This is a genomic window from Pseudomonas sp. EB271-G4-1 (genome assembly GCF_058791355.1).
On the sequence record NZ_JBYTEO010000048.1, the window covers coordinates 13,302 to 26,708 of the forward strand.

13 protein-coding genes are annotated in these 13,407 nt (G+C 60.3%); 9 read left to right on the forward strand and 4 right to left on the reverse strand.

Annotation, left to right across the window (positions count from 1 at the left end; genetic code table 11):
- The first annotated feature begins 14 nt into the window (after positions 1-14).
- From AC3WWR_RS21815 to AC3WWR_RS21840, 6 genes are all read left to right on the forward strand, one after another.
- Entirely contained in the window at positions 15-878 is an 864-nt protein-coding gene (locus tag AC3WWR_RS21815) for a LysR family transcriptional regulator (RefSeq protein ID WP_020797332.1), read from the forward strand.
- 207 nt (positions 879-1,085) lie between these two features.
- On the forward strand, positions 1,086-2,162 hold the full coding sequence (locus AC3WWR_RS21820) for a putative 2-aminoethylphosphonate ABC transporter ATP-binding protein (RefSeq protein WP_020797333.1): 1,077 nt from the start codon (positions 1,086-1,088) through the stop codon (positions 2,160-2,162).
- Positions 2,162-3,886: a putative 2-aminoethylphosphonate ABC transporter permease subunit gene (locus AC3WWR_RS21825; protein ID WP_033043523.1), complete on the forward strand. Its 1,725-nt coding sequence runs from the start codon at positions 2,162-2,164 to the stop codon at positions 3,884-3,886. Before AC3WWR_RS21820 ends, AC3WWR_RS21825 begins: the two co-directional genes overlap by 1 nt.
- Positions 3,887-3,919: 33 nt before the next feature.
- Positions 3,920-4,945, forward strand: coding sequence for a putative 2-aminoethylphosphonate ABC transporter substrate-binding protein (locus AC3WWR_RS21830; RefSeq protein ID WP_020797335.1), 1,026 nt, complete (start codon positions 3,920-3,922; stop codon positions 4,943-4,945).
- 162 nt (positions 4,946-5,107) lie between these two features.
- On the forward strand, positions 5,108-5,671 hold the full coding sequence (locus tag AC3WWR_RS21835; protein ID WP_020797336.1) for a phosphonate degradation HD-domain oxygenase: 564 nt from the start codon (positions 5,108-5,110) through the stop codon (positions 5,669-5,671).
- A 107-nt stretch (positions 5,672-5,778) separates the two neighbouring features.
- Positions 5,779-6,309, forward strand: a complete 531-nt coding sequence (locus AC3WWR_RS21840) for a hypothetical protein (RefSeq protein WP_168759088.1) — start codon at positions 5,779-5,781, stop codon at positions 6,307-6,309.
- A 9-nt stretch (positions 6,310-6,318) separates the two neighbouring features.
- On the opposite strand, the gene AC3WWR_RS21845 is transcribed toward AC3WWR_RS21840, so the two are convergent.
- Both AC3WWR_RS21845 and AC3WWR_RS21850 read right to left on the reverse strand, forming a co-directional pair.
- Positions 6,319-7,695, reverse strand: coding sequence for a GTPase/DUF3482 domain-containing protein (locus tag AC3WWR_RS21845; protein ID WP_020797338.1), 1,377 nt, complete (start codon positions 7,693-7,695; stop codon positions 6,319-6,321).
- Complete coding sequence (locus AC3WWR_RS21850; protein ID WP_033043522.1) at positions 7,688-9,058, reverse strand: DUF2868 domain-containing protein; 1,371 nt, start codon at positions 9,056-9,058, stop codon at positions 7,688-7,690. Before AC3WWR_RS21850 ends, AC3WWR_RS21845 begins: the two co-directional genes overlap by 8 nt.
- An 85-nt stretch (positions 9,059-9,143) precedes the next feature.
- Between AC3WWR_RS21850 and AC3WWR_RS21855 the strand changes: the two genes are divergently transcribed.
- Entirely contained in the window at positions 9,144-9,656 is a 513-nt protein-coding gene (locus AC3WWR_RS21855) for a dihydrofolate reductase (protein WP_151143696.1), read from the forward strand.
- Between the two features lie 122 nt (positions 9,657-9,778).
- On the opposite strand, the gene AC3WWR_RS21860 is transcribed toward AC3WWR_RS21855, so the two are convergent.
- A complete protein-coding gene (locus AC3WWR_RS21860; RefSeq protein ID WP_033043519.1) occupies positions 9,779-11,170 on the reverse strand; it encodes an L-cystine transporter in 1,392 nt (463 codons plus the stop codon).
- Between the two features lie 240 nt (positions 11,171-11,410).
- Here AC3WWR_RS21860 and AC3WWR_RS21865 point away from each other — a divergent pair, with 240 nt between their 5' ends.
- Positions 11,411-12,466, forward strand: coding sequence for an HAD family hydrolase (locus AC3WWR_RS21865; RefSeq protein WP_033043518.1), 1,056 nt, complete (start codon positions 11,411-11,413; stop codon positions 12,464-12,466).
- Positions 12,467-12,700: 234 nt separating this feature from the next.
- Here the strand turns inward: AC3WWR_RS21865 and AC3WWR_RS21870 are convergent, their stop codons facing one another.
- The gene (locus tag AC3WWR_RS21870; protein WP_131658032.1) at positions 12,701-12,889 is read right to left on the reverse strand and encodes a hypothetical protein; all 189 of its coding nucleotides are present in this window, start codon (positions 12,887-12,889) and stop codon (positions 12,701-12,703) included.
- Between the two features lie 116 nt (positions 12,890-13,005).
- Between AC3WWR_RS21870 and AC3WWR_RS21875 the strand changes: the two genes are divergently transcribed.
- Positions 13,006-13,293: a DUF6124 family protein gene (locus AC3WWR_RS21875; RefSeq protein WP_020797343.1), complete on the forward strand. Its 288-nt coding sequence runs from the start codon at positions 13,006-13,008 to the stop codon at positions 13,291-13,293.
- The last annotated feature ends 114 nt before the right edge of the window (positions 13,294-13,407 follow it).

Sequence of the window (13,407 nt, forward strand, 5' to 3'; positions counted from 1 at the left end):
GATGAGGGACAGTTGTGCTGAGTGCCGAGCTGAAGGCGTTTTACATGGTCGCCCGCCTGGGCAGCATCACCCTGGCAGCGAAAAAGCTCGGTTTGAGCCAACCCACGGTGACCACCCAGATTCGCAACCTGGAAAGCCAGTACTCAGTTGAGTTGTTCTACCGGGGCGGCCGTCGCCTGAGCGTCAGCGATGAGGGCGCGCGGCTGTTGCCGATGGTCAAGGGACTGCTGCAACAGGAAGCCGACATCGAGTTCTTCCTGCGTAACAGCGGGCAGGTCCAGGGCATGTTGCGCATCGCCGCTACGGCGCCGTACTACATCCTCGACTTGGTGAAAACCTTCCGCGAACGCCTGCCGCAGGTGGAGGTGTCGGTTGAAATCGGCAACTCCCAGCAGGTGCTCGAAGCTTTGGAGGAGTACCGGGTGGATGTTGCGGCATCTTCGCAGTTGCTGGAGGATGCGCGGCTGATTCGACGGGTGCTGGGCAGCGATCCGCTGGTGCTGGCGGTGCATCGCAATCATCCACTGGCGGTCCACGATCACGTGCCGCTGGGCGCATTGGCAGGGCACACATTGTTGATGCGAGAACCGGGTTCGACCACCCGGCGTTTGACCGAAGAGTTGCTCGCCAGCGCCGGTGTCGGTTTCGGGCCGCTGCTGGAGATTGGCAGCCGCGAATCGATCCGTGAGGCGGTGTTGCGCAATATCGGCATCAGCATTATTGCCCGCCAGGAAGTGCCGCATGATCCGCAACTGCGCGTGCTGACCATCGAGAATGCGCCGCAGATTCCGGAGTACCTGTACTGCCTCAAGGAGCGAAAAAACGCGCGGTTGCCAGCGGCGTTTCTGGGATTGGCGCAGGAAATGTCTCCTGCCTGAATCTCTGGTGTCTATGCCGACCTCTTCGCGAGCAGGCTCGCTCCCACAGGGGCGTGCGGTCAACTGTGGGAGCGAGCCTACTCGCGAAGAGGTCAGTCCAGGCAACCAAAATCCTTGAATACCACTATCGGCGGTTTTTGCCTCACTGCCACATGACGGACGCATTACAACCCTAGGATGGCCCCATCTGCCAGATGAGGTCCGTCCATGAACAACTCGATCGCAACTGCCCTGACCAACCCTGGCGCACCGATGAAGGTGCGCGGTGTACAGAAGCGCTTTGGCGCGTTTACTGCGCTGGATAACGTTTCCCTCGACGTGGCGGCCGGTGAGCTGGTGTGTTTGTTGGGCCCATCGGGCTGCGGCAAGACCACCTTGCTGCGTTGCATCGCCGGGCTGGAAAAGCAGGACAGCGGCGAGCTGTACCTGGGCGATCGCGACGTTTCCCACCTGGCGCCCCAAGCGCGGGACTACGGCATTCTGTTTCAGTCCTACGCACTGTTTCCCAATCTCACCGTCGAAGCGAACATTGCCTACGGTCTGGCCGGCAGTGGCCGCGAACAGGTGCGTCAGCGTGTCGGTCAGATGCTGGAACTGGTCGGCCTGAGCGGCAGTGAGAAAAAGTACCCGGGCCAGTTGTCCGGTGGACAGCAGCAACGCGTAGCGCTGGCTCGCGCCTTGGCCCCGGCACCTTCGTTGTTGCTGCTGGACGAACCGATGTCGGCACTCGATGCCCGCGTCCGTGAGCACCTGTGCACCGAACTGCGTCAGTTGCAGCGCAGCCTCGGCATCACCACCCTGATGGTTACCCACAACCAGGACGAGGCCATGCTGATGGCCGACCGCATTGCCGTGATGAACAACGGCCAAGTCGAGCAGTACGCCACGCCGCAGGAAATCTACAACCGTCCGGCCACGCCGTTCGTGGCGGAGTTCGTCGGCCAGGGCAACTGGCTGCCTTTCAGCCGCAACAGCGACAGCCACGCCCAAGTCGGCGGGATGAACCTGCGCCTGGCCGACGGCAGCGCAAAAAATGCCTCGGGTCGTTTGTTCTGTCGCCCGGAAGCGATCAACGTCAATCCGCCGGTGCATGAAGAAAACCTGTTTCCGGCCAGGGTTCGCGAAATCACCTTCCTGGGTAATCGCTGTCGGATGAGCTTCGAGCTCGACCATTTGCCTGGCCACGCACTGTTGGCCGAGCTGGCACCCGAAGCCATGCCGCGTCTTGGCGCGCAGCAGATCATGGTGGCTTTGCCGCCACAGAGCCTGCAGGTGTTTGCCTGATGAATTCGAACATCGCGCTGCCGCTGACGCACAAGCAGGTGCGGAAGTATTCCCGTGCCGAACTTGGCGACCGGCTGTTCGTGGTCGGCGGCAAAGTCCTCTTGCTGGTGCTGCTTGGCGTCGCGGTACTGATGCCGTTGCTGGCCATCTTCTGGCGCGGCTTCAGTGCCGAAGCCGGGCAGGGCGGAGGCTGGTTGGCTGCTCAAGAATTGATCAGCAGTGCCAATTTCCATTGGTTGCTGGGTAATAGCCTGAAGGTATCTCTCAGCGTCGCCGCCATTGTCGTACCACTGGCCTACCTGTTTGCCTACGCCCTGCAACGCACCCTGATTCCCGGCAAGGGCATCTGGCGGGGGATTTCATTATTGCCGCTGATGGCGCCTTCGATGCTGCCGGGGATTGCCCTGGTTTATCTGTTCGGCAACCAGGGCCTATTACGCGGCTTGCTCTCGGATAACATCTACGGCTTCTGGGGCATCGTTCTGGGTGAGGTCATCTACACCTTCCCACACGCCTTGATGATTTTGCTGTCAGCGCTTTCCCTGGCGGATGCGCGCCTGTTCGATGCCGCCTCGAGTATGGGCGCCAGTCCGGCAAAAGCCTTTCGCAGCATCACCTGGCCGGCGACCCGTCAGGCGGTATTTGCTGCGTTCTGTCTGGTGTTCACTCTGACCATTACTGACTTCGGTGTACCCGTGGTGGTCGGAGGCGACTATCAAGTGCTGGCACTGGAAGCCTACAAGGCGGTGGTCGGCCAGCAACAGTTCGGTCGCGGCGCGTTGATCGGCATGGTGCTGTTGCTGCCGGCGCTGTTCAGTTTCGGGGTCGATGCCTGGTTGCGCCGGCGTCATGGCGATTCCATGAGCGGTCGGGCGCAAGTCTTTAAACCGGCACCGTCGAAGCTGCGCGACGGCTGCTACCTGGTCGTGGTTCTGCTGATCTGCGCCGCGTTGCTAATGGTGTTCGGCATGGCGGTGTTCTCATCGCTGGTGAAATTCTGGCCGTACAACCTGTCGCTGTCACTCAACCACTACCAGTTCAACGACACCGCGGGTGGCGGCTGGCTGGCCTATGGCAACAGCGTGAAGATGGCGTTATGCACGGCGCTGATCGGCAGCCTGTTGATCTTCACCGGCGCCTACTTGATGGAGAAAACCAAGGGCCAGCGCGGGCTGAACCTGACCCTGCGCATGCTCAGTTTCGTACCGATGGCGGTGCCGGGCCTGGTGCTGGGCTTGGGTTACGTCTTCTTCTTCAACCTCACCGGCAACCCGCTGCATGTGCTCTACGGGACCATGACCCTGCTGGTTGTCTGCACCATTGCGCATTATTTGACCACTGCGCAAATGACCGCCACCACCGCGCTGCGCCAACTCGATGCCGAGTTCGAAGCCGCCGCGCTGTCACTCAAGGCGCCGCTTTATCGGCATTACTTGCGGGTCACCGTGCCGATTTGCCTGCCAGCGCTGCTGGATATTGTGCGCTACCTGTTCGTCTCGGCCATGACCACCGTCTCGGCAGCGATCTTCCTCTATAGCCCCGACACCATTCTCGCGGCGGTCGCGGTGCTGAACATGGACGACGCCGGCAATGTCGGTGGTGCGGCGGCGATGTCGACCCTGATTCTGTTCACCTCGGCGGGTGTGTCCTTGCTGCTGGCCTGGGCTTCGCGCGGTTTGCTGCGTCGCTCGCAAGCCTGGCGGCAGACCGCGCCTGGTCACTGATTCACCCTCTCAACTCAACTACAGGAAAAGATCATGTTCAAGCCTATGGCCCTGGCCGCTGCTGTCCTCACCGCTTTCAGCCTGAACGCCTTTGCGGCGAAAACCGAGTTGACGGTGTACACCGCCCTCGAAGCCGAGCAACTCAAGACCTACAAGCAGGCGTTCGAAAAAGCCAACCCGGACGTCGAGATCAAATGGGTGCGCGACTCCACCGGCATCATCACCGCCAAATTGCTCGCCGAAAAAGACCGCCCACAAGCTGACGCCGTATGGGGCTTGGCCGCATCGAGCCTGGCAATCCTCGACCAGCAAGGCATGCTGCAAAGCTACGCGCCCAAAGACCTTGGCAAGATTGGCGGCAACTACCGCGACGCCGCCAACCCGCCAGCCTGGGTCGGCATGGACGTGTGGGCCGCGACCATTTGCTTCAACACCGTCGAAGCCGAAAAGCAGGGCCTGAGCAAGCCCGTGAGCTGGCAAGACCTGACCAAGCCAGAGTACAAAGGCAAGATCGTCATGCCCAACCCGGCGTCTTCCGGCACCGGTTTCCTTGACGTCAGCGCCTGGCTGCAAACCTTCGGCGAGAAGCAGGGCTGGGCCTACATGGACGGCCTGCACCAGAACATCGGCCAGTACGTTCACTCCGGTTCCAAGCCTTGCAAACTGGCGGCGGCGGGGGAGTTCCCGATCGGTATTTCCTTTGAATACCCGGCTGTCCAGCTCAAGCGCCAGGGCGCGCCGCTGGACATCATCCTGCCGAAGGAAGGCCTGGGCTGGGAGATCGAAGCCACGGCCGTGATCAAGGGTACCCAACATGAAGACGCCGCGAAGAAACTCGCGGACTTCTCGGCCAGCCCCGAGGCGATGGAGCTTTATAAAGAAAACTTCGCCGTACTCGCACAGCCGGGAATCGCCAAGCCGCAGACCGAGTTGCCAGCTGACTATGAACAGCGCTTGATCAAGAACGACTTTGCCTGGGCTTCGAAGAATCGCGACGAGATTTTGACCGAATGGCGCAAGCGTTATGACGGCAAGTCCGAGAAGGTGGCGGCCAAGTAAATCTCCGCCGCCTGAAAGGGCATCTTCGCGAGCAGGCTCGCTCCCACAGGGATCGTTGGTGTGCACACAATTTGTCCATCACCTTGTCCACTGTGGGAGCGGGCTTGCCCGCGAAGGCGGTCTACAATTCAGCACTCATCCCACTTCATCGCGAGACTTCTGATGAGCCCCAACGAACAAGCAGTCGCCAAGGTTTTCGCCCTCTACGAACGCTTCGGCGATGCCGACTACATCGGCGAGCCGGTGTCGCAGATCGAGCACATGTCCCAGGCCGCGCAGTGCGCGATGGCCGAGGGCTTCGATGACGAAGTGGTGCTTGCCGCTTTTTTCCATGACATCGGGCACATCTGCGCCGAAGGCGCCGAGAATATGGGCGGCTTTGGCGTGGTCAGCCATGAACGGCTGGGCGCCAATTACTTGCGCAGCGTCGGCTTCAGCGAGCGCATGGCGCGGCTGGTGGAGTACCACGTGCAAGCCAAGCGGTATCTGACGCTGAAAGAGCCGGGGTACTACGAGCGCTTGAGCGAAGCCAGTCGCCGGACCTTGGAGTATCAGGGTGGGGTGATGTCGGCTGCCGAGGCAGAGGCGTTCGAACAAGACCCGCTGTGCACGGTGAGTTTGCGCATGCGGCAGTGGGATGAGATGGCCAAGGAGATGAACGTACCGCTTCTGGATCTCGATATTTTGAAGCGCAAGGCTCTGGGCCTTTTGCCCAAGGTGGCTTGAACGACAAGTACTGCTGAAAAAACCTACACGAGGTAGAGATTATTCGCGCAGAGGGTTTCAGCGGTACGGGATAGCTTGATCACCCTATTTTGATCTGAGCTATCCCCATGCGTTATTTGAAAATCACTGCCCAGGACCGCAGCGCAAACGGCAGGGCTGACACCGTGCTCCTGCATTTCTTCGAAGAGACTAACGGTGCCGAAGATCGGCTCGTTCACAAGGCATATGCACTGGATATCACTGCCGATGGCAAAGTTGATTTTCAGGTTGGCGATGTGAATAACGACGGTAAGGAAAACACTAAGGACGAACGGTTACTCAAATCGTTTTCAGACGCGTTCCTGCGGCTCAATTGGTTCAATCGTGGAACTACCTGGGAGCGTTATCTCAAGATATTTACAGAGGACTTTGCCAGGGACGGCTCGCCAGACACCGTACGCCTGCACTTTCATGAGGGTGTCGGCAAACCTTCAGATCAAAGCATCGCTTACACCGCCTCGGCCTACGACACCAATAACGACGGCAAGCTGGACTGGCTGGTCAATTACGACATGAATAACGACGGCAATCAGGATGCGGTGGACCAACAGCTTGTCATGGTGTTGAGCACCACCTATGTGAAGTTCAACTGGCGCTGATCAACCGCATCAAAGCTGCTGCGCCAACTCCTCAATCTGCTCCTGACGCTCCGCCTGATTCAACTTTGGATGCGCATTGAGCGACGACCACTGCGGGTGCGCCCGTGCCTTGTTCAGCGCTTCCGGCAGTGTGCCCTCGCGCCAGGTCTTGTCCTGGGGCGTGGCGACCTGGATGCTGTCCATCGCCGCATGCCCACGGGCATCCAGCGCTTGCAGCAGTTGCCGTTGGCGCAGCGCCAACAGCCGCAGCACGTTGTCATCGACCGTCAGCTCACGCTGGCCCTTGATCTTGCCCAGCAACCGACTGCCATAACTGCGCACGGTTTGCAGGGCGCCGCCGGCAATCGCACCGGCCAGAGCCGCCGCGCCGAGGGTAATACCGCCGACCAGCAAGTCGACTCCGGCGCCGGCTGCTGCACCGGCCGCGATCCCGCCGCCGACCCGCACGCCCAGTTGCTTGAGGGTTTCCGGGTTGAACAAGTCGTCGCCCCAGCGCCCATCAAGCAGCGGCAAGTCGCTGGCCGCCGCGTCCTGTGGGCGGAAGGCATAGAGCTTGAGCAGGGCTTCGACGCAGCGTTGTTCGCGCTGGCGAACGGCTTTGCGCAATTCATTGATGGCTTGCTGTTCCTGTTCGGCCTCGCTGACCACGCTGCGCCGGCAGGCGGCGCAATCGATCAACAATTCGGCAATCAAGCGCGCCGCACTTTGCTGGCGCGCCAGGCGTTGTGCCTGTTGATCGGCAATCAACCGCTCAAGCTGTGGACGTGCATGTTCCAACAGCAGCGCGAGGCTTTCATAGAGCCGGCGTTCGCCATCCTCCGGCGGTGCGACGCTGTCGAAGCGCACCAGCGCATGCAAACCCAAACGCGCCAGCGCTTCACGCCACGCCGGCTCGCGGTGGTTGGTGCTGCTGACAAAATTCAGCACCGGCAGCAGCGGTTTGCCACAACTGGCCAGCACTTCCAGCTCATCGCGATATTTGGCAAGGACCGGTTCCCGGGCGTCGATCACATAGAGCCCGGCGTCCGACGCCAGCAACTGGCGCAACACCTTGGCTTCCTGTTCGAAGCGCTGCCGGGCTTCGCTGCCCTCAAGAAAACGTGCCAGCCGTGCCGGGCCGTCCAGCCGCTCGCCGGGGCGCTCCAGGCGTTCGAGGTAATCGAGCAGGGCGATGGCGTCTTCCAGTCCGGGCGTGTCATAGAGATCAAGCAAAGGTTCGCCATCTACCGACAACCTCGCACCTTCGACATGCCGCGTGGTGCTGGGACGGTGGGACACTTCGCCGAAACCGACATCGCGAGTCAGGGTGCGCAACAATGAGGTTTTACCGACGTTGGTGTGGCCGACGACCGCGAGTTTCAGAGGCTGCTTCCTGGTGTCAGTCATGGCCCGTCTCCAGCCAGTTCATCGGTGCGCAATCGGCGAACGGCAGCTCAAGCTGTTGCAGCGCCACGTGCCAATCGCCGAGGCGTTCGGCATCCAGCGCTTTACCCGGCGGCGCTTGCAGCAACCAGATGCGGGTCGCGCTGGCGCTGCGGGCCAGTTCGGCAATCAGTGCCAGGCTGCCGCGATCCGGCGAGCGCCGTGGATCGCAAGCGATCGCCAGGCGAGCAGGCGGAAAGCGGCTCAGTTGTTCGAGGAGTTTGTGCCGCGATTCGCGGCTGTCGAGGATGCCGGCATTGCTGACGCTCTTGGGCAGTTGTGGCGGCCACGGGCGGTCGTCGTCCAGTTCGATCGCGACCAATAGCGCGCCATCGCTTTGTTGTTCACTGACGCCGCTTTCCACTCGATGAAGTTGAGCCGGTGCGGCATCGCTGACACCCAGGCGTTCACTGGTAGGCATCAGGCGTTCGCGCAGTTGCGCATAACCGGGCAGGTTCAAATCCAGGCGTAAGGCAGACTTGCCGGTTTTCCAGCGCCACAGGCAAAACACTGCAAGCAGCAGGCGCGGCACGACGCCGTAGACCAGCAGCACGCCCACCAGCCAAGCCGCCCAGGCCTGACGGGCGCTTTCGATATTCAGTGCGGCGTCGCCACTGGCGCGGATCATCTGTTCAGTCGGCACACTGAAACCAAGCAAGGCTGGGAGCGCACCCAGGGCCTGGGTCATGGCAATGAATGTGTCGGCACTGAGGATGGTGGTTTCCCAAACGAAGCCGTAGCGCCGGGTTGCCATCAACGTCAGCAGAATCACCAAAGCACTGAGCATCGCCAACAACCACAGGCCATTGGCCACAACACCGATGGCCCAGCGATTGAGTTTCTGGCGTTGCAGCAACAGCAGCAGGGCCGGCGCCAGTTGTGCGGCCTTGGCGTCCCGGGCGAGTTTTTCGCTTAGCCACAACCACAAGCGGCCGAGGCTGGCGCCGTGTTCGCCAGCAAACACCAGGCCCAAGGCCCAGCTCAACAGCAGGATCAGGTTAATCCCGAGCAGACTGCCCAGCGCCCAGAACACATTCACCGGGTGCAGGCCGTCGCCCATCGCGGCAAAGGCCAAGCCGGTGCCGCTGACCACGGCCAGCACCGCCAATACGATCAGCGCCAGTCGAGCGCCCTGCAGCCAGTGTTTGAGTGCCTCGCTCAAGCCATCGCGTTCCGCCAGCCACAGGGCGCGGCGTTGTATGCGTGCCGGCAGATCGCCGCCGGCGCTGCGGGCCAGCCGATTGGCTTCCAGATCTTCCAGGGGGCCGGCGTGTTCTTCGCGCAGGCGGATGGTTTCTGTCAGCCAGAGATTATTCAGTTCAGTCACGCGGCATCCCGTCGCTTAATTGAACTGTGAGCATAACCGCTGTGGCGCTTATCCGGGTAAGCGCGGCTCTGGTATCCTCGCCGGCATGACTAAATCACTCCCCCTCAGCCTGATCGCAGCCCTCGGTGAAAACCGCGTGATCGGCATCGACAACAGCATGCCCTGGCACCTGCCGGGGGACTTCAAATACTTCAAGGCCACCACCCTGGGCAAGCCGATCATCATGGGGCGCAAGACCTGGGACTCCCTCGGTCGCCCATTGCCAGGTCGCTTGAACATCGTGGTCAGTCGTCAGGCGGGTCTGGTACTCGAAGGCGCGGAGGTCTACCCCTCACTGGAGGCGGCCGTGGTTCGCGCTGAAGAGTGGGCCAAAGAGCAGGGCGTCGATGAGCTGATGCTGATCGGCGGGGCGCAGCTGTATGCGCAGGGGTTGGCGCAGGCAGATCGGTTGTACTTGACCCGTGTGGCACTGAGCCCGGAAGGGGATGCGTGGTTTCCGGAGTTTGATTCGGGGCAGTGGAAGCTGGTGTCCAACATCGAAAACCCGGCTGTGGATGACAAGCCGGCATACAACTTCGAAGTTTGGGAAAAAGCCTAAGAGCTTCGCGAGCAAGCCCGCTCCCACATTTGATCTCGGGTGTTCACAAATGCTGTGCACACCGCAGGAATAATGTGGGAGCGGGCTTGCTCGCGAAGAGGCCCACTCAGCCGCTGAAAGACTTAAGCGTGAGCCAACTCAGAATGCTCATCCGCATCCAACAATTCTTTATCCGTCTGCTGCATCACCTGGCTGGTAATCGCCCCGGCCGTGATCGAACCGCTGACGTTCAACGCCGTGCGCCCCATATCAATCAACGGCTCGACCGAAATCAGCAGCGCCACCAGTGACACCGGCAAGCCCATCGCCGGCAGCACGATCAACGCGGCAAACGTCGCGCCCCCGCCAACCCCAGCCACACCCGCCGAACTCAACGTAACAATCGCCACCAGCGTCGCGATCCACAGCGGGTCTAGCGGGTTGATGCCAACGGTCGGCGCTACCATCACCGCCAACATCGCCGGATACAGGCCGGCGCAGCCGTTCTGGCCAATGGTCGCGCCGAACGAGGCGGCGAAGCTGGCGATGGATTGCGGGATGCCCAGGCGGCTGGTTTGCGCTTCGATGCTCAACGGGATCGTTGCAGCGCTCGAACGGCTGGTGAAAGCAAACGTCAGCACCGGCCAGATCTTGCGGAAGAATCTCAACGGGTTGATCCCGGCGGCCGACACCAGCACGCCATGCACCACAAACATCAAGCCCAGGCCGATATAGGACACCACCACGAAACTGCCGAGCTTGATGATGTCTTGCAGGTTGGAGCCAGCGACCACTTTGGTCATCAGCGCCAACACACCGTATGGGGTCAGCTTCATCACCAGGCGCACCAGACGCATCACCCAGGCTTGCAGGGTGTCGATGGCGTTGATCACTTTCCGACCTTTTTCCACGTCATCCTTCAACAGTTGCAGCGCTGCAACCCCGAGGAATGCGGCAAAGATCACCACGCTGATGATCGACGTCGGCTTGGCCCGCGCCAGGTCGGCGAACGGGTTTTGCGGAATGAACGACAGCAGCAACTGCGGCACATTGAGGTCGGCGACCTTGCCGGCATAGTCGCTCTGGATGGTCTGCAGGCGCGCCATTTCCTGGGTGCCGGCCACCAGGCCCTCGGCGGTCAGGCCGAACAGGTTGGTCAGGCCGATACCGATCAACGCCGCGATGGCGGTGGTGAACAGCAGCGTGCCAATGGTCAGGAAGCTGATTTTTCCCAACGACGAGGCATTGTGCAGACGGGCCACGGCGCTGAGGATCGAAGCGAACACCAGCGGGATCACGATCATTTGCAGCAGTTGCACGTAACCGTTGCCCACCAGATCGAACCAGCCGATCGAGGCTTTCAACACCGGGTTGCCGGCACCGTAGACAGTGTGCAACGCCACACCGAACAGCACGCCAAGCACCAGTGCAAGCAGGACTTTTTTCGCCAGGCTAAATGTTGTGTGGCGGGTTTGTGCCAAGCCCAGCAGCAGGGCGAGGAACACCAGCAGATTGAGAATCAGCGGCAGATTCATTGGAACTCCCATTAGACAGGTGCGAACTGCCTTCCGGGGCAGTTGCGAACCGGCAAGCCTAACAGCTTGAAATCTAATGATTTAATATCAAAAACGTCTTGAAAGTGTCGTTTTTGGAATAAGCGCATGTCGCTTTTGAGAATGTGACTGGCGCGAAAGGTACGTTGACGGTCGCTGACGGATGAGGACTGTCACAGGTATTTGTTAGCGTCGATGTCTTTCAATCAGGGAGATATGAGGATGAAGTTCGCACCGAAATTACTGGCTGCAGCTCTTTGCCTTGGCCTCGTCGGCCAGGTGTTCGCCACGGATCTGAAACACTGGCCCGCCGATCAGGCCAAGGCACTGGATGCGATGATCGCGGCCAATGCCAACAAAGGTAACTACGCGGTGTTCGACATGGACAACACCAGTTACCGCTACGACCTCGAAGAGTCGTTGCTGCCGTTCATGGAAAACAAAGGCCTGATCACCCGCGACAAACTCGACCCCTCCCTGAAACTGATGCCGTTCAAGGACACCGCCGACCACAAGGAAAGCCTGTTCAGTTACTACTACCGCCTCTGTGAACTCGACGACATGGTCTGCTATCCATGGGTCGCCCAAGTGTTTTCAGGCTTCACGCTCCAGGAACTCAAGGGCTACGTCGATGAGTTGATGGCCTCTGGCAAACCGGTGCCCGCCACCTATTACGAAGGCGACGTGGTCAAGAAACTCGACGTCAACCCACCGAAAATCTTCACCGGCCAGCAAGAGCTCTACAACAAGCTGATGGAGAACGGTATCGAGGTCTATGTGATGACCGCCGCCTCGGAAGAGCTGGTGCGCATGGTCGCGGCCGATCCGAAGTACGGCTACAACGTCAAACCGCAGAACGTGATCGGCGTGTCGATGCTGCTCAAGGACCAGAAGACCGGCGAACTGACCACTGCGCGCAAGCAGATCACCGCTGGCAAATATGACGAGAAGGCCAACCTCGGCCTGGAACTGACGCCATACCTGTGGACCCCGGCGACCTGGATGGCCGGCAAGCACGCAGCGATCCTGACCTACATCGATGAGTGGAAAAAACCGGTACTGGTCGGTGGCGATACCCCGACCAGCGACGGCTACATGCTGTTCCACGGCGTTGACGTGGCCAAGGGCGGCATCCACCTATGGGTCAACCGCAAGGACAAGTACATGACCCAGATCCAGGGCATGATGGCCAAGAACGCCGCGGCCCAGGCCAAGGAAGGGCTGCCGGTGACGGCGGACAAAAATTGGGTGGTCGTCACACCGCAAGAGATTCAGTAAGGACTTTGATTCACTGTAGGAGCGAGCATGCTCGCGATGGTCGTTAACGATGAAGCTGGCTGCCTGATACCCCGCGGCGCTCTGTCGTCCATCGCGAGCAGGCTCGCTCCTACAATTTGATCGGTGTTATTCCCAATCCAGAGTGCAAAGCTGATCCATTGTGGGAGCGAGCCTGCTCGCGATGAGGTCAGTCGGGGCAATGAAAGCCTCTGCTCGATCAACTTCTTCCTACAGTCACAACCTGCGCATTCTTGCGTAAGGGACTACGACTACTTCAGAATCCGCCGACTTGTGCGCCTGTTTGGCGGGTTCTATCTTCTCCGTGTCGCTGCTCTTCAGCGATCGGGTTTGGTAGCCCGGATTTTCCAGGCGCATGACTACACCTTTGGCAGGTTTTTTCGTCTCTGCTTTTATGGTGGTCATGCGTAGGGCGCTTTCGAGCGCGCCGGCTCCCTGGACCGGTCTACCAACCTGCGTATGGCTGCCACCTTTCGTTTGGTAGCGAAGGTGATGGCTCCTTGTTTCCAGGAGATTCATCAATGCTCAAAATTACCCCCGATCCACCGGACACCGACAACCTGTCGGCCCGCATCAACGCCACCCCACGTAAACCCAGCCGAACATTCATGATCGCCCCCGGCCTCGACACCGAAACCCTGTTGGCCCACGCCTGCGAATCCCTCGCCTCGGCCAACGTCATGGCCAGCGATTTCGCCGGCCTGCTGGAAGGCTCTCAACGCAGCACGATGCTGGGAATTACCCAGCTCATCATGTTGGGCGAACTGGCAGTAAACCAGGCGCTGGATAACCTCGACCCACAGCAATAACGCGGGAAAAAGATGCCCCGCATCTGGCCGAGTTGATCGTTCCCACGCTCTGCGTGGGAATGAAGCCCGTGACGCTCCGCGTCACTGGACGCAGAGCGTCCCTTGAGGCATTAC